14 protein-coding genes are annotated in these 16,822 nt (G+C 48.0%); 5 read left to right on the forward strand and 9 right to left on the reverse strand.

The window, feature by feature from the left end; genetic code table 11:
* Position 1: 1 nt before the first annotated feature.
* The 3 genes from ACSQ8O_RS34675 to ACSQ8O_RS34685 all read right to left on the reverse strand — a co-directional run bounded on the left by ACSQ8O_RS34675 (position 2) and on the right by ACSQ8O_RS34685 (position 2,847).
* A complete protein-coding gene (locus ACSQ8O_RS34675; protein WP_436245443.1) occupies positions 2-1,042 on the reverse strand; it encodes a FecCD family ABC transporter permease in 1,041 nt (346 codons plus the stop codon).
* Positions 1,043-1,056: 14 nt separating this feature from the next.
* The gene (locus ACSQ8O_RS34680; RefSeq protein ID WP_436245444.1) at positions 1,057-2,064 is read right to left on the reverse strand and encodes an ABC transporter substrate-binding protein; all 1,008 of its coding nucleotides are present in this window, start codon (positions 2,062-2,064) and stop codon (positions 1,057-1,059) included.
* A 105-nt stretch (positions 2,065-2,169) separates the two neighbouring features.
* Positions 2,170-2,847: a DNA alkylation repair protein gene (locus ACSQ8O_RS34685; RefSeq protein ID WP_436245445.1), complete on the reverse strand. Its 678-nt coding sequence runs from the start codon at positions 2,845-2,847 to the stop codon at positions 2,170-2,172.
* Positions 2,848-2,964: 117 nt separating this feature from the next.
* On the opposite strand from ACSQ8O_RS34685, the gene ACSQ8O_RS34690 reads away from it, so the two are divergent.
* Positions 2,965-3,762, forward strand: a complete 798-nt coding sequence (locus tag ACSQ8O_RS34690; RefSeq protein ID WP_436245446.1) for an HAD family hydrolase — start codon at positions 2,965-2,967, stop codon at positions 3,760-3,762.
* 410 nt (positions 3,763-4,172) lie between these two features.
* On the opposite strand, the gene ACSQ8O_RS34695 is transcribed toward ACSQ8O_RS34690, so the two are convergent.
* On the reverse strand, positions 4,173-4,628 hold the full coding sequence (locus ACSQ8O_RS34695) for a GNAT family N-acetyltransferase (RefSeq protein ID WP_436245447.1): 456 nt from the start codon (positions 4,626-4,628) through the stop codon (positions 4,173-4,175).
* A gap of 267 nt (positions 4,629-4,895) precedes the next feature.
* Between ACSQ8O_RS34695 and ACSQ8O_RS34700 the strand changes: the two genes are divergently transcribed.
* Complete coding sequence (locus ACSQ8O_RS34700) at positions 4,896-5,747, forward strand: SDR family oxidoreductase (RefSeq protein ID WP_436245448.1); 852 nt, start codon at positions 4,896-4,898, stop codon at positions 5,745-5,747.
* A 734-nt stretch (positions 5,748-6,481) separates the two neighbouring features.
* Here ACSQ8O_RS34700 and ACSQ8O_RS34705 read toward each other — a convergent pair.
* From ACSQ8O_RS34705 to ACSQ8O_RS34725, 5 genes are all read right to left on the reverse strand, one after another.
* Positions 6,482-7,336 (reverse strand): carbohydrate ABC transporter permease, encoded by an 855-nt coding sequence (locus tag ACSQ8O_RS34705; protein ID WP_056620317.1) that lies wholly within the window; start codon positions 7,334-7,336, stop codon positions 6,482-6,484.
* 46 nt (positions 7,337-7,382) lie between these two features.
* On the reverse strand, positions 7,383-8,258 hold the full coding sequence (locus ACSQ8O_RS34710) for a carbohydrate ABC transporter permease (protein WP_436245449.1): 876 nt from the start codon (positions 8,256-8,258) through the stop codon (positions 7,383-7,385).
* 74 nt (positions 8,259-8,332) lie between these two features.
* Entirely contained in the window at positions 8,333-9,679 is a 1,347-nt protein-coding gene (locus ACSQ8O_RS34715; RefSeq protein ID WP_436245450.1) for an extracellular solute-binding protein, read from the reverse strand.
* Between the two features lie 132 nt (positions 9,680-9,811).
* Positions 9,812-11,365, reverse strand: a complete 1,554-nt coding sequence (locus tag ACSQ8O_RS34720; RefSeq protein WP_436245451.1) for a response regulator transcription factor — start codon at positions 11,363-11,365, stop codon at positions 9,812-9,814.
* The gene (locus ACSQ8O_RS34725) at positions 11,362-13,158 is read right to left on the reverse strand and encodes a cache domain-containing sensor histidine kinase (RefSeq protein ID WP_436245452.1); all 1,797 of its coding nucleotides are present in this window, start codon (positions 13,156-13,158) and stop codon (positions 11,362-11,364) included. The genes ACSQ8O_RS34720 and ACSQ8O_RS34725 overlap by 4 nt, the downstream gene beginning before the upstream one ends.
* Positions 13,159-13,361: 203 nt before the next feature.
* Here ACSQ8O_RS34725 and ACSQ8O_RS34730 point away from each other — a divergent pair, with 203 nt between their 5' ends.
* Genes ACSQ8O_RS34730 through ACSQ8O_RS34740 form a run of 3 tightly spaced genes read left to right on the forward strand, consistent with a single transcriptional unit; the run spans position 13,362 to position 16,769 of the window.
* A complete protein-coding gene (locus ACSQ8O_RS34730) occupies positions 13,362-14,024 on the forward strand; it encodes a helix-turn-helix transcriptional regulator (RefSeq protein WP_436245453.1) in 663 nt (220 codons plus the stop codon).
* A complete protein-coding gene (locus ACSQ8O_RS34735) occupies positions 14,021-15,127 on the forward strand; it encodes an alanine racemase (RefSeq protein ID WP_436245454.1) in 1,107 nt (368 codons plus the stop codon). The genes ACSQ8O_RS34730 and ACSQ8O_RS34735 overlap by 4 nt, the downstream gene beginning before the upstream one ends.
* A gap of 37 nt (positions 15,128-15,164) precedes the next feature.
* Complete coding sequence (locus tag ACSQ8O_RS34740; protein ID WP_436245455.1) at positions 15,165-16,769, forward strand: N-acyl-D-amino-acid deacylase family protein; 1,605 nt, start codon at positions 15,165-15,167, stop codon at positions 16,767-16,769.
* Positions 16,770-16,822: the final 53 nt, after the last annotated feature.

Genomic DNA, 16,822 nt, shown 5'->3' on the forward strand with positions numbered 1-16,822 from the left:
CCTAATCCCTCCCCTTTTTACGCGCCAAATAGAGGAAGAAGGGCACACCAATCAGAGCAATAATGGAACCTATCGGCGTCTCAAATGGCGGATTGACCATGCGGGCTCCGATATCAGCCAGCACGACCAGCAACCCGCCTAATACGGCTGAAGTCGGGATGATCCAACGATAATCAACACCCACGAGATAGCGAACAACGTGCGGAATAATAAGACCAATGAATCCAATAGCTCCTACTGTTGCCACAGACGCACCGGCAAGGACCAGAACTAGCACATACGCAGCTAGCTTAACAAGCCCTATCCTTAATCCGAGGCCTGTTGCAACATCTTCCCCCATGCTTAACAGCGTAATCCAAGGTGAGATGAAAAGCGCACCTAGTAAAGCGACGATAATCCAAGGTGCCATAATATCAACTTGCAACCACTTCGTACCTGCAACTCCTCCTGCAAACCAAAAAGCGAGATCCTGACCAATATGGTAGGTAATCGCAATCCCTTCGCTGAGTGCCAGAAGTAAAGCACTGACAGCAGACCCCGCCAGAACGATTCGAACAGGTGTTACGCCACCCTTCGCCAGCGCACTAATGCCATAGACAAGCCCCGTTCCTATTGCAGCACCGAGGAATGAAAATAGAATGACATAGTGAAACGGCAGCTGTGGTAAAAAGGCAAAACACAGGGCAAGCATAAAGCCTGCACCTGCGTTGATACCAAGAATACCCGGGTCCGATAGCGGATTGCGTGTAACACCTTGCATAATCGCCCCTGCCACAGCAAAAGCAGCCCCAACCAATGCTCCAGCGATTGCTCGCGGAAGCCTTAATTGTTGGATGATCAAATGCTGAGTCGAATCAGCGTTAAATTGAAAGATGGCTTGCCATACCTCGCCGAAGGAGATATCTGCTGCCCCAACCGAAATGGAGGCAATCAGGCTGATCAGCAACAAAGCCAGTCCACCAAAAATAATGGCTGATGCAGCTAATGGACGGGATTTTAATGGCGGATGGATTGCGGGAACTCGTTTATCTGAACCCGTCATACCCTAGCCCCCAATTATTTAATAAGTTTAACGATGTCGTCCATCACGCGCTCGCCAGCGATTACACCGTTGTACAACCAGCTGCTCGTTTTGTCTATTTCAAATACTTTACCTGATTTCACAGCAGGAACGTTCTTCCACAGCGGATCTTCCAGATTGCCTGCTTGACCTTTATCGCTGTTAACCAAGAAAATGTAATCTGCATCTAGTTGAGCAAGCTTTTCTAGTGAAATTGGCACCCAATTAGCTTTGGCTTCCGGTAGTACAGCCAAAATATTAGGCAGTTTCAAACCAAGATCTCCGTAAGCAACAGCGCCGCTGGCAACTTTACCGTTAACGACATAAAAGTTTTTATTCGTTACCCACAGAATGGCAACTTTTTTATCGCCAATAATTGGAGTAAGCTTTGCTTTTGTATCTGTTACTTTTTGATCATATTTTTTTAGAGCTGCGTTCGCCGCATCTGTCTTATTAAGAATTTCGCCCATTTTCAAAAGCGTCTTGCGGTAGTCCGCTATTACTTCGCTGCCAAGCACAAATGTCGGTACAACTTTGGAGTACTGCTCATATAGACCTTTCTCAACCGCTGACTCACTGCCAACGATCATGAAATCTGGGGTAGCTTTCAAAATGGATTCCACAGGAAGAGTGGACGAAATAGGAGGAACACCAGCTAGTTGTGTTTGCAAATAATCTTGCACGCTTGTTTCTTTAACAGACCATTGAACAATCGGTTTAATACCTAGTGCGAGTAACGGATCTTCCAAGTAGGAAGCGATAACTGCTTTCGGGTTAGCTGGAACTTTAACATCGTGCCCCATGCTATCTTTCAAAACTTTATCAACAGCAGGCGCAGGTGTTGCTGTCGCTGCTGCAGTAGCTGCCGGAGCCGTTGAAGTTGCAGGTGTTGTTGTGCTTGCTGCATCTTTGTTACTTCCGCAAGCTGTTGCTAGTAGAGCTGCCATGCATACTGATAGGACAGTGAAAGTAACTTTAGTAGTTTTTGTATTGAAACGTGGCAAGGTGGACCCTCCTGAGTATCGATTTATGTATGATATTGATTCTCAACTCATGATAATGAAAATGATTATCAATGTCAATAAATTTGATTAGATCCCAGTATTTTCTTATTTTTTGTGAATTACCTTCAGTGCCTCACGTTCACTTAGGGGTGATAAATCATGGCTAGCAACAAAAGATTGCACGGCCTCAGCATCCGTCTTGGAATACTCGCGCAGTGCCCATCCAATCGCTTTGCGAATGAAGAACTCTTTCGAATCCGCCATCGTCGTAATACAGTGAAACAGGAGCGGCACGTCGGTCTTCTTTTTATACTTCAACTGAAAAAGAATAGCGGTTCGTTGCAGCCACATGTTATTGGAAGCTAACCATTTCTCTACATTTGCAGGAATTAACTCGGGAAATCGTTGGAGATGAAAACCGATCAAGTGATCCGCAATCGTATCTACCGTGTCCCACCAGGATTGGGTTACGATGAAATGCTCCAGCAGGTCAATGTGCTCAGCGTTCACTGTTTTTCTAACTTGCAGCAGCATCAAAATAGCCGTATAAGCAAATTCACGCTCAGGCAATTGCCAAAGTTCCTGGGCAATGCGAACGCCCTCCTCCCCTTTCGGGAAACCATGTTCCTTCGTGAATAGTTTGGTCAGTGCCACGCGTTCTGGATTTCGAATACCGAGGAATGGAAAATGATTCTTCATATAAGCTTCCATACTTATTGCATTTTCCTTGTTCGCATGCGATCTAAGCCATTTCTCCAAGTCATTCGTGTATGGGGATGTCATCGTGAAAGTGCCTCCTTTTTGCTATCTCCTATGCGCTTATTGTAGCAATTCGCTAGCAATTCGGGTATGCTATTAGCAGAATTTTAATAGAGAAGATGAATAGGATCGGTGAGAAACATGACGTATAAATTAGTTGCTGCTGACTTGGATGATACGCTGCTGCGTGATGATTTGACGATTTCACAAGAGACGGTTGAGGCCATGCATCAAGCTGTTGCCAAAGGGGTAACCGTCACCATCGCTACAGGAAGAAGCTTTCCTTCTGCTGCCAAAATTGCTAATCGCATTGGACTCAACGTCCCCATCATTACGTATCAAGGGGCTTTGATTAAAAATTTGCTAGACGAGAAAGTCCTGTACGAGCGCACTGTGCCGGTCGAAAGTGCACAATTCCTGCTTGATTACTGCGAGAAGAACAACTATCATCTTCAGCTTTACCATGGGGATGAGCTTTATGCAGCTGAGGATAACGATAAGATTAAAAAATATGTAAGCTTGTCCAAGACACCTTATATTATTGGTGATTTACGTCAATGGATCCATATCCCGCAGCCAAAGCTGCTGATCGTAGATACACCGGAGGTTTGTGACCAAATCCGTGAGGAACTGCTCCCTTTGCTGGGTGATAAGCTGCATATTACGAAATCCAAGCCGCACTATTTGGAGTTCATGCATAAGGAAGGTACGAAGGGACATGCGATCACGTTCCTTGCTGAGCATATCGGATGCTCATTAGATGAAGTAATTGCACTTGGCGATGCATGGAATGATCGGGAAATGCTTGAAGTTGCAGGCCTCGGCGTTGCTATGGAGAATGCCCTGCCTGAGCTTAAAGCGTTGGCGAACTTCGTGACGAAGAGCAATAACGAAGATGGCGTGAGGCATGTGCTGGAGAAGTTTGTTTTGGTGGATTAAGTTTGGGGATTGAGGGGGAGGTCGAATGAGACCTCCTCTTTTCGTACATTGCGGATAAAGGGATGGATCTTCCCAGATAAAGGGTATGGCTTCGATCAGGATGTGGAACTAACGTTAAGGAATCACCTTATTTCGTGTTTGTTCTCTTGATTTTTTGAAATAAAGGTGTGGCATAACGTTATTACTCTCCTTGACCTTCAATATCTCTGGCTTTGGATCGTATAAAGTTATCCCATCGTCTTATTGGCTCTCAAAATCATTCACCCGTGCAAATAGCGTTACCCCATAGCTTTATTCTGAATAAGGAGATTCCGAGCTCCAGTAACAATGAAATGAGCAGCCTGTATAGTTTTATACACAATGAAAAAAAGACCCCCAGCAACATCCTGAAGGTCTCCGCTATAATGATCTTATAATTCCAACGTCATAAATGAACTTAGCGGGTCATCCGTGTAATTCGCGAACGGTTTGCAGTAGGTAAACCCAAAATTTTCATATAACTTTCTAGCTGGCTCGAAAGCTTCCATGGATCCCGTTTCTAAGCTTATTCGCGTATAGCCGCGTTGCTTCGCTTCATTAATAACATGTTCAAGGATTCGCTTCGCGACTCCTTTTCTATGATGTGCGGAGGAAGTTCGCATTGATTTTAACTCGCCATGTTGACGATCCAGCTCTTTGAGAGCCCCGCAACCAACTAATTCTCCTTGTTCCCAACCACTCCAAAATGTCACATCTGGCTTTTTCAATCCATCCAAATTTAGGGCATGTGTACTCTCAGGCGGGGATAGTGATTGCATATGTAGAAGGTGCTCCATAATGAGCGCTCTTACTTCAGGACCGGATAAATCGTCTACTTTAATCTCCACTCTTGCCACTCCTCTGTCTCTAATTTTTATTGACTAGAATACAACATTACAAAGGTCAATTCAACTGTTATTGGTTAACTGCACAACATAAAGTGAAGGGATTGTGCACGGTGACAATGCATCTATTGGTACTGGACAGTAAGGTTGCTGGTATGAGAACATGAGTTATCAGCACTAATGTAAGCGCTATCCATAGCATTAAGGGCATAACTATTTCATGAGAATAATATCCATACTACCCATGAGGCAAAAAGGAGCGTGAATCCTATGTTCGATGGAGCATTGCTACAAGATAAAGTAGTCCTTATTACTGGCGGCGGCACAGGGCTTGGCCGCGCTATGGGTGAGAAATTCCTGTCGCTTGGCGCTAAGCTGGCCATCACGAGTAGACGAGAAGAAGTGCTCTCAAAAGCTGCGGCAGAAATGGCTGTTGGCGGCGGGGATGTCTTCTACCATCCCTGCGATGTGCGTGATCCGCAGCAGGTCGCTGCCATGATCACAGCAGTGGAACAGCACTTCGGTCGCATCGACGTGCTGATCAATAATGCCGCGGGCAACTTTGCCAGCCCGACCGAGCACTTATCACCGCGAGCGGTCGATGCGGTGCTGAACATTGTGCTCCACGGGACGTTCTACACCACGTTGGAGCTAGGAAAAAGGTGGATCGAGCAAGGCGTAGGCGGTACGATGCTGAACATCGTCACCTCCTACGCCTCCACTGGATCCGCCTTTGTTGTGCCATCCGCAGCCGCGAAGGCCGGCGTGCTTGCCCTTACCCGCTCACTCGCCGTCGAGTGGGCGCGGTACGGGATCCGGCAAGTGGCCATCGCGCCGGGGCTGTTCCCGACCGACGGCGCGTGGAGCCGACTGGCTCCCACGCCCGAGCTGTCGCAGAAGCTCTTGCACCGCGTCCCGCTGGGGCGCGTCGGGGAAAAAGATGAGCTGGCGAACCTCGCCGCTTATCTGATTTCAGACTTCGCCGGGTATATTAACGGCGAAGTGATCACGATTGACGGCGGCGAGTGGCTGCAAGGCGCCGGGCAGTTCAACGATCTGCTCGAGGTGACCGATGAGCAGTGGGTTTCGCTTGCGGAGATGACCCGCAAGGGGAAATCGTAGCGTTGGCTTACGCTCCCATCGCCGATCGGACTAATGTACCTTTTTATAAAGAATTCCTTGTTTAATTCTGAGATATCGGACTAAAGTGGATTCTAGCGATGTGTTAATTAGACTCAACCTTTTGGAGGAATAACTGGAAAAACTACATTTAATTCGATGCGATTTGGCTGAAAAAGTCAAATAAATGGAAAACATACATCTAATCTAGACGATTATTAGGGTTTCATTGAAATAGCCCAAAAATAGATGGAGAAAATCCAGTTAACTTCCTTTTTCGATGAAATTGGGCAGAAATAGCTGGATTTTTTCCAGCTATTTCATTGGACGAACACCTCCATCTTGTTGTACTTACTACTTCCAACCTACTATTCTACCCAAAAGGCACGCTCTACTCTACTCTACTCTACTCCACTCCACTCATATACACATATACTCTTCCACACTTCTGCTACTCTTCTCCACTGGTGCTTCTTATTCTTATTTACACACTTCATCTTTTTTAAAAAAACAGACTTACAGATGCAAAACTTTGCATCTGTAAGTCTGTTTTACATCACTACGTGGTGTTCTTTCCTATTCCTACTCCGCAGCAAGATGTTTGGTGGATGCCGGTTGCTGCCAGGGTTGCTGGGGCAGTCGGGTTACTGGGGTGACGGGATGATGGGTACCTCGTTGCCTGGGGTGTCTGGTTTTGGCTTGCTGGGTCATCGGGATTACCGGGTCCCCCCCCCATTCTACCCCTTCACGGCACCAGCCGTCATGCCCTTCATAATCTGCTCCTGGAACAGCAAGAACACGATAATCGTTGGAAGCACAGCAATCGCTAGTGCAGCCATCGTCAATTCGTAATCGGTCATATATCCCGTGGCGAAGGCGGATAAGCTAAGCGGTACGGTTTTGAGTGCAGGCTTACTAATGAAGACAAGCGCGAAAGCGAAGTCATTCCAGAATCGTAGAAAGCCCAGAATGGCAACGGTTGATAGTGCAGGTACACTTAGCGGAAGCATCATGCGGAAGAAAATTCCCCAGTAGCCCGTACCATCAATAAGCGCGGCTTCTTCGATTTCTTTTGGAATACTAACTAAGTAGGCAGCTACTATGAAGATCGCTAGTGGCAACTCAAATGCGACATAGGGGAAAATTAGTGCGCCGTACGTGTTCAACAGCCCTATTTTTTTCATGATAATAAAGAGAGGTACTAGTGTGCTGTGAATCGGAATGAGCATGCCTAGCAGGAACAGTCCTGTGAAAAATGCCTTCAATTTAAACTCAAACCGCGCGATGACAAAGGCCGCCAATGCGCCTAGAATCAGTGTAAGTACTAAAGATGCCACCGTTACGACTGTGGAGTTCCACAAGGAGAGTCCCATTCCCGAAACTTTCCACGCGCGAACAAGGTTATCCCACTTCCAGACTGTTGGCAGCAAGAACGGCCGGGAATAAAACTCTTCATTTGATTTAACGGCACTAATAAATAACCATATTAATGGATACAACGTGACCAGGGCATATAAGGAAAGAACGGTATTAATGGCACCGCGCGTCCACACTTTACGTTGTTTAGCTCCAGCGGGAAAACCCGTTTGCATCGCTACAACCTGCTTCATAGCTGTCCCTCCTGACGAATTATCGGTGTTAGCGATAGTCTCGCTTCATTAGATACTGACTGCCTACAATCAAGAGCAGGCTAAGAATAATAATCGCTGTGGAAAGTGCACTACCGAATCCGAAGCGATACACATTGAATGTACTGTTATACATATAGGAAGCCAGCAATTCCGTGGAATGTGCAGGGCCGCCGCCTGTCATGACGTAAATGAGATCGAACGCCTTCAAAGAGCCCGAAATACAAAGCACGATCGCCACTTTCACCGTATCCCAAATCATTGGCAGTGTGACAGCAAATAGCTTACGCACCGGTCCGACGCCATCCAGCTGGGCAGCATCTTCAATTTCAGGAGAAATATTTTGTAAGGCAGCAATAAACATAATCATGTAAGGACCAATATAATTCCAGATGATCGGCACCATCAGTGCGAACATCGATACTTTCGGATCGGAGAGCCAAGCTTTCTTCCAGCTATCAAGGCCAACACCATCAAGCAAGAAGTTCAGAATACCGATTTGCGGGTGATAGATGTATCCCCAGATAATCCCGACAACGACAGAAGACAATACCATGGGCATAAAGACGGAAGCTCGAATGATACGTTGAAAAGGTGTGCTGCGCATCAAGAGAAGCGCTAGGATCATCGCGATCGGAACCTGTCCGAAGACTGAAGCAGCAACGATAAGCATGTTGTTTTTAAAAGCTTTCCAAAAGATCGGATCTGTAAATACTTCGATATAGTTATCCATCCCAATATATTTCGCTGCGCCAATGCCTTTCCAGTCAAAAAAGCCATAGTACGCCGACCAAAAGAGTGGAACGACAACAAAAAACAAATAGATGATTAAGGCTGGAAGGAGCCCTATGGTAATGAATCCTCTCATTCTTGCGGACACGTTCATGATGCCCCTCCTTGTAAGCTTTTTTTGGAAAAAAGGCTCCAGCCGAACTAAGGCTGGAGTCCTTTGGCCTAACCTTATTTACCGAGTGCTTTCGCTTGCGCATCTTGTACTTTCTTCGCAATATCTTCTGGCTTGCCGCCCATCAGAAGCTCTTGAAGTCCATTGTTCACGACATCTGCGCTTGATGAGCTCAGTCTGCCGTCGTAAACAGGCGTCATTTTCACGGTGCCCATCATTTTGTAAACCTCTGCGAATAGAGATGTTACTTTGCTTGTATCCAAAGCTACCTTGTAACTAACAAGCTGATTGCCTTCTAAGATGGCTTTCTGTGCTTCTGGACCAGACAATGCATAGATCAACTCGTAAGCAGCTGCTTTCTGTGCGCCAGTTACTTTTTTGCTCATACCCAACCCTGTTCCAACAACACCGGATAGTGTGTTCGGATCTCCCTTACCATTCGGTACGGAAGGTAAAACGGTAACAGCCATGTTGGCTAATGCTTCTTTGGAGGCGCTAGCTGCTAGGTTCGGCAATGCCCAGCCACCATCGATCATCATCGCTGCTTTCCCTTGCGCGAACATTTGCTCCATCTGTGTGTTATCAATGCTGTTGAAGCCTTCTTGGAAAGCTCCGGCTTTACCAAGCTGTTGTAAGTACGTCAAGGATTGAACAAATTCAGGATCCGTAAACTTCGCACCATTTTGATCAACAGCCTTCAAGAACCATTCTGTTCCTGTCACGCGGTCAGCTAATGAGCTTAGGATGCTCGATTGTGCAACCCACGCTGCTTTGTTACCAAGCGCGATTGGTGTTACGTTATTCTTTTTGAACGTATCCACTAGCTTCATCATGTCGTCCCACGTTTTCGGTGGTTGTACGTTATATTTGTTGAAGATTTCTTTGTTGTAATAAAGAATGGATGTTGGCGATAAGGCCATAGGTGCTGCATAGGTTTTGCCAGAAATCGTGAAATCATCGAAGGAACCTGGCATAAAATTGCCCTTCCACTCTGCCTTGCTATCCAGAAGCTCATTGATCGGTTGGATCAAATCGCCACCGACGAACTCCTTCGTCATTACACCAGGCCACATAACGAACAGATCCGGCATCTCATTCGCTGCTGCTACGGTTTTCAGGCGAGGACGGTAGCCATCGGGTGGTATCCCCTGAATATCCAACTCCACGTTCGGATGGTCCTTCTTGAATTTTTCCATATATTCACGCATCGTTTTGGCACGTGTATCTTCGCCTGTATAGTTGTGCCAGATCGATAGCTTCACTTTCTCACCAGGCTTCGCTGTCTCTGTTTTAGCTGGTGCCGTGCTGCCTTGTGCCCCATCTGTAGTTCCATTCGACCCACAACCTGCTATCAACGAAAGTGACATCGCAGCCGCCAGTGTAACGATAAATGACTTTTTCATTTGTTCGGACCTCCTAAAAGTTTCGTAGCAACTAGCTCCTTTACTTGCAAGCGCTCTTCGTTACTCCTTTAGTATAGGGGACATTTCTCTGCCCTGGTACGGGAGAGACTTCGGTGCGAAGGGGGTCATATTTCAGTCTTTGCCCCCTTGTCGATACTCGGATGGTGTTCTTCCCGTGTGCTTTTTGAACTGCTGAGTAAAGTATTTGATATCCTCATAACCCACTCGTCTAGCAATATCGCTCACTTTCATTTGCGTGCTCTGCACAATATCTATGGCTAATTTCATCCGTTCCCGAGTAACAAACTCGATATAGGTGCAGCCGGTCTCCCGCTTAAATACCTCACTGAAATGATTGGGATTGATATGGACGTAACCTGCAACTTGCTGTAGCGAAATGGGCTGATGCAGATTATCCCGAATGTACGCAATCGCCTTATGGATATACGCATACTTATTCTGATCGAGTCCCTGATGGAAAATATTCATGAGCGCTGACAACACCTTGAACACTTCCTCTTCAGGACGGCCTTCCCCCTCTAGCTTAGATAGCGCACTTAGTGCAGATAGATCTTGCTCTGCCGTACTAGCTCTCTCTAACCAGCGATGACCGGCTACTACAAGAGACTGTATATACCCTTGAACGGACAGAGGTGTAGCCGCAGTATCCTCCAGCTGTGAACGAACCTTATGATTGACCCAGTGCCTGAGGTCCGTCGCATTATCATTCATGAGAATCGCGGCAAGCTCCGACTCCTCTTTCTCCGTGCAGACCGTGCGGCTCCCGCTTCGATCACGAATATCTTGGGGCGTGTAAAGTCCCGTTGAGCCCAGAAGCCCCTGATAGGCGAAAACTTCCTTGGCAGCGCGATAGGACTCCCGCAGTCCCTCATCATCGTGCGCAACGGGTCCAAGCGCAGCGAAAACGGCGCATTTGAGTGTTTCGGTGACACGTTGAAGCGCCTTAAGAAGCCCCGCGGCATCCGTTACACCAACTTCGTATCGGACGACAAGTATGAAATGATCCTTATTCATTAGCGTCACACAAGGGAGAAGCTCGTACAACATATTCTCTGCGGCACCTTGCAGCAGATCAGCAAAGGTTGCCCAACCCGTACAGGAGACAAGAAGCACCTGCCTTGCAATCTCCGCGCCATCATCCACTGTGGTGTCGACGCCATTTTTACGAAACCACTGATGAAGCTGAGTGCGCGCCTCATCATCATCGTGCAAGCCTCGATTCAAAGCCCTTTCTAGCAATTGTGAGCGCAGCGCGGCCTGTCTTCGGTTGTCCTGCTTCACCGACTCCCATTTATCCATGATGTTCTGCTTTGCTTTCAGCGCCGCTTTAATGATCTCCTCCGGACGGCTGGTTTTCAGTAAATAATCTGTTACACCGCCGCGCAAAGCCTGCTGCGCATAGTTAAAATCATCATACCCCGTGAGAATAACAATCTCCGTATCCGGCAGAATTAGCTTGATTTCCCGGGCAAGTTCAATACCATCCATCCCTGACATTCGAATATCGGTCAAAACAATATGCGGCTTCTCCTGCGGAATACGTTCTAAAGCCTCTTCCGCTGATGCAGCTGCTGGCAGCAGCTCTAGCCCAAGCTCTTTCCAATCAATCACGGTACATAGACCAGTCCGAATAATAACCTCGTCATCCACGATCAAAATCCTCATACCGACGACTCTCCTCTCTCGCGCGGAATTAGGAATGTGATTCGGGTACCTGTTCCCAACGTGCTTTCCAGAACAAGGCCAGCCCCCGCTCCATAATGGAGCAGCAACCTGCGATGCACATTAATGAGCCCATAGCTAGTCACAACCTTTTTCCGTTCTTCATCCGCTTCACTTCGAATGCCAAGCTTCTGATTGGCCAAAGCCAGCTGTCCATGAATATCTCTCAGCTTCGTTTCATCCATCCCAATCCCCGTATCCTCCACCACAAATTTCATATCATGCTCACGCAGCTCGCCGTGCACATAAATGTGTCCTTTGGTTTTTTTCTTCTGAATGCCATGAATCAGACTATTTTCAATCAAGGGTTGCAGCAGCAGCTTCAGCATCACACTTTGCGTCATAGCAGGGTCGATAAAGAACTCAATCTCGAACTGCTCCGGAAACCGAATCGCCTGAATATAGGCATAGTTCTGTGCATGGGAAACCTCTTGCTGAACAACACAGAACTCCTCCCCCTTATTTAAGCTAAAACGCAAGAAATCACTGAGCGCACCGACCATCTCGGCAATTTGTCGATCCTTATTCATCAAGGCAATCCAATGAATAGACGACAAGGTGTTATATAAAAAGTGCGGATTAATCTGTGCTTGCAGCGCCATAATATCCGCCTCCTTCTTCATCGCTTCGTTGAGCTGAACTTGAACCTTCAGACGGCTGATTCGGTCGCTGAGCTTATTGTAGCTATGAACGAGCAGGCCGACCTCATCCACGCTTTTCACTTCAAACGTAGGAATCGTCTCATCTGGATTCAGATCCTTTAAATATTTGGTCAGCTTCATCAGCGGATTCGTGACCCAACGCAAGAAATAAATAACCAGCGCCATCGCCAACAAGAGCGCAATGATGATGGTGACGGCTGTTACGGTCAGAACGAAGCCATTTTGCTTTTGATAGATTTCGGTCGGTATGAATCCGACTAGTTTCCAACCCACACGTGGAAGTCCGTTGTAGAGAACGGTATACGGATGCATCCCTTGCAGCACATTCGACACGCCGCTTGTTTCTGTAAGTCCATGCAGGTTGGGGAATACATCGGACATATCCTTCATCAGCCACTTCCGATCGCCGCCAGCAATAATACGATTATTCGCGTCTACCAAGACGACAAACCCGCTCGTTTCCCAGCCTGCATCCGTCAAATAATGCTCAATCTCTGATTGATCTAGAGAAAAGGATAAGGTGCCCAACGTTTTAAATAGGCTGAAATCCCGAATCGGTCTGACCAGTGAAATGACCTTGCGTAAACCATCGGAAGTTTGAATGTCATAGAGCGGCGACCACCATTTGGGTGCTGATTTATTCGTTGTTTCGTACTGTTGCAAAAGTGGTGCCAAACCTGAATTCGTAATCGTTGTTGTATATAACACAGGGTTACTGTTTTTCGGCGTAATGGTAATGTTGGCAATATACTTTTTGGAATAGGATAAGTTCCATAAGGTCCCAATAAGCTGCGAATAGAGATTGATATCGCTTTCTTCCTTGCCTAAGTAGGACTGGACATCCCGCTGACCGATCAGAAAGATCGACATGTTCTCGACGTCCTGGATAACAAAATCAAGCTTATCTGTCATCTGCTTCAGCGTATTCATCCCTGCTTGCTTCGCTTTATCCTCCGTCACCGAGGTTGCAATCCGATAGGAGACTGTTCCCATCGTAAGTAAAGGCAGTACAACAGCAAATAAAATAAGCAATGAGAGCTTGCGATTGAGTGATTTGGCAAACCACCGCTTCATAGGAGATCCTCCCTTCATCTAGCGATCCATCTTCTGGCAACACTTAGCATTCCACATACCATGATCTTTTTACCATAGTATCACGAGCGATACTGGGAAATCATACTTTTTTTTAGCCTATCAAACTTTTTGTTTGACATTCGAAAAGTTTGTGTTACCATTTTGCTCAGAATAACCTACACCTGTAAGGGGGGATAACCGGTATGGAATCCATTAAAGATGAATTCGTATTTTTGACCGATTTGGTGACTGGGCTTGCCGCTCAATTCGGCGAGAATTGCGAGGTCGTACTGCACGATTTGACGGGATCATACGAAAGCTCCATCGTCGCCATTGCAAACGGTCACATCACAGGACGCAAAGTCGGAGATCCCGGTACGAATCTTGGTCTTGAGTTGTTGCGAGGCAATCATGTAAACGGCAACAAATTTAACTATTTGACCCAAACGAAGGACGGCCGCATTCTGCGCTCCAGCTCGATGTATATGAAAAATAAAGCAGGCAAAATCATCGGTTCACTCTGCATTAACATGGACATTACGGATCTCATGGTCGCTGAGAAAACACTGAAAAACCTCATCAACCCTGCTGGTGAGCAAGCTGAGGTGAGGGAATCGTTCGTTACGAGTGTTAGTGATCTACTCGATGCACTCATTCAAGAAGCGCAGGAAGTCATCGGCAAGCCTGTTGCCGTCATGACCAAAGAAGATAAGATGCGAATGATTCAGCTTCTCGATGCCAAAGGTGCTTTTCTCATTAAAAAAGGCGGCGAGAAAATTTGCACGTATCTCAACATCTCCAAGTACACCCTTTACAGCCATCTGGAAGAGGGCAAAAGTAACGCGAAAGAGAGTGAATCCCTATGACCATCTCCCTAGAAACGCCTTGCGTCCTTATTGATACAGATATCCTGGCACGGAATATAGCAACCATGGCAGAACGTGTTCGGCAAAATGGCGTTAAACTACGTCCGCATGCGAAAACGCATAAGCTTCCTTCTGTTGCTCGGCAACAAATTGACGCCGGTGCTGTTGGCATTACGGTGGCAAAAGTGTCAGAAGCCGAGGTGATGGCGGCGCATGGAATTCCTAATATCTTTATCGCGTATCCTTTGGTGACCGCGAGCAAGATCGAACGAGCTATTCGTATCAGCGAGCAGATTGAGCTTATCGTTGGGGTCGACAGCTTGGCCGGTGCCCAGCTGATGGAGCAGACCGCGGCCAAGCATGGTCATACGCTGCAGGTTCGATTAGAGATTGACACCGGGCTGCGCAGAACCGGTGTGCCGTATGAGGCGGCGGCCGCGCTTGCCACGGAGATTGCAGGTATGCCGCATCTGCGGCTGACCGGCATCTACACGTTCCGCGGCGCCTTGCTTGCCGGCAAGCCCACACTCGATGTGGCGGCCGCCGGTCTTGAGGAGGGCCAGCTGATGGTACAGCTGGCTGACCGCCTTAGAGCCGCGGGCATCGCCATCGCGGATGTCAGCGTTGGCTCGACGCCGACGGCTTTGTATGCCGCGGCTGTCGAAGGGGTGACGGAGGTCCGTCCCGGCACCTACGTTTATCAAGACCGGATGCAGGCGCAGCTTGGCGTCTGCGATCTCGAGGACTGCGCCGGCAGCGTGCTCGTCACCGTCGTGAGCCGCCCTTCGGCGGATCTAGCGATCGTTGACGGCGGCAGCAAAACCTTCGCGACCGACGTGCAACCGGGCACGCATCCCTTGCAGCTGCGCGGCTTCGGCCATATTCATGGCCTGGAAGATGCGCTTCTCGTGCGGATGACCGAAGAGCACGGCATGGTGGAGCTTGGCCCATTGGCGCAAGTCGCTGACCTGAAAGTCGGCGACCAGCTGCGCATTATTCCGAATCATATTTGCAGTACGATTAACCTGCACAATCATGTTGTGATGCAACGAGGTGACACATTTGAACGCGTGCCTGTGCTTGCACGAGGCATGCTGGAATAGCTGTAATTGATTGAATAAATTTGGGAGGTGCCCCATCATGTTGGATCTTATTTTGAAAAACGGACGCATCGTCGATGGCACTGGTAATCCTTGGTTTGCTGGCGATGTTGGCATCCAAGGCAACAAAATCGTCGCTGTTGGTCACCTTCATGAGGATGCTTTGAAGGTCATCGATGTGAATAAGCAAGTCATCTCACCTGGCTTTATTGATGGCCACTGCCATTCCGATCTGATGATTTTCGATTATCCACATAGTGAAATCAAAATGCGTCAAGGTGTTACTGCCGAAGTCGTCGGCAACTGCGGGCTCGCTCCTGCTCCCTTCATCCCTTCTCAAGCTGAGCTTCTTCAAAGCTATGTTCAGCCGGTGTTAGGTCAAACCAAATGGCAATGGCCATGGGAAACGGTTGCGGAATATATGGATGCCGTCGCGAACTCGCGTCCATCTGAGCATATGGCCACCTATGTGGCGCATGGCGCACTGCGTATCGCGGTGATAGGCTTCGCCAATCGGCCAGCAACCTTGCCAGAAATCGCACAGATGAAGGCTATGCTCGAAGATGGCCTGCGAGCCGGTGCGATTGGCTTCTCCATCGGGCTGCTCTACGCGCCGGGCAGCTACACGAGCAAAGAAGAAATTGCCGAGTTATGCTCCGTGTTGCCGAAATATAACGGTCTTTTCTCCACGCATATTCGTGGTGAAGGCAACAATTTATTGCCTTCCGTTAAGGAAGTCATCTGGATTGCCGAGAAAGCTGGCGTTTCCCTGCACATCTCTCACCTCAAAGCAGCTGGTAAGCGCAATTGGGGACAAATCACCGATGCGTTGGAACTCATTGAAGATGCGCGCTCTCGTGGTATGGACGTCACTTGTGATGTGTATCCGTATAATGCAGGTTCTACCAGCTTAACAACAATTCTTCCTCCTTGGGTGCTCGAAGGCGGAATCGAAAGTGCGCTTGAGGTGCTGCGTGATCCTTCGCTTCGTGCCCGTGTTCGCGAAGAATTGAGCCACGAACAGACGGCATGGGACAACTTGGTTTGTTCCACAGGCTGGCAAAGTGTGTTCCTTTCCGCCATGCATACTGAGCGCAATCGCCATCTCGAAGGCAAGCATCTTGCCGAGATCAGCGAAATCCGCGGGCAAGAGCCAGCGGATTGTATGATGGATCTCCTTTTGGAAGAAGAAGGCCGCATCTCTATTGTCTACTTCCATATGTCTGACGAAGATGTGAAGCAAGTTGTTGCTTACGATAAATCGCTCATCGCGTCAGATAGTCTCACTTGTGATACCGGGAAGCCGCACCCTCGCTTATATGGGACGTTCCCTCGTGTATTTGCGAAGTATGTCCGCGAGAATCGTATTTTGACCCTGGAGCAAGCGGTGCGCAAAGTGACATCGTTCCCTGTTCAGCGCTTCAAGCTCGGTAAGCGAGGGCTGATTGTTCCTGGCTACATCGCGGATGTAGCGGTGTTCAATCCGGATACCATTCAGGATCATGCGACGTTCGAAAATCCGAGACAGTATCCGGATGGCATCTCGCATGTTGTCGTGAATGGCGCGTTATCGTTGACCGGCGGTCAACACACGCATGCGCGGGAAGGCAGCTTCATTCGCGCACAGCATTGCTGTCGTCATTAATCATTTGAGCGAAATCTTAAAACCTAAACCTAACTTTGACTTGGAGGTCATTC

Source organism: Paenibacillus sp. LjRoot56 (genome assembly GCF_964253335.1).
Taxonomy (GTDB): domain Bacteria; phylum Bacillota; class Bacilli; order Paenibacillales; family NBRC-103111; genus Paenibacillus_E; species Paenibacillus_E allorhizoplanae.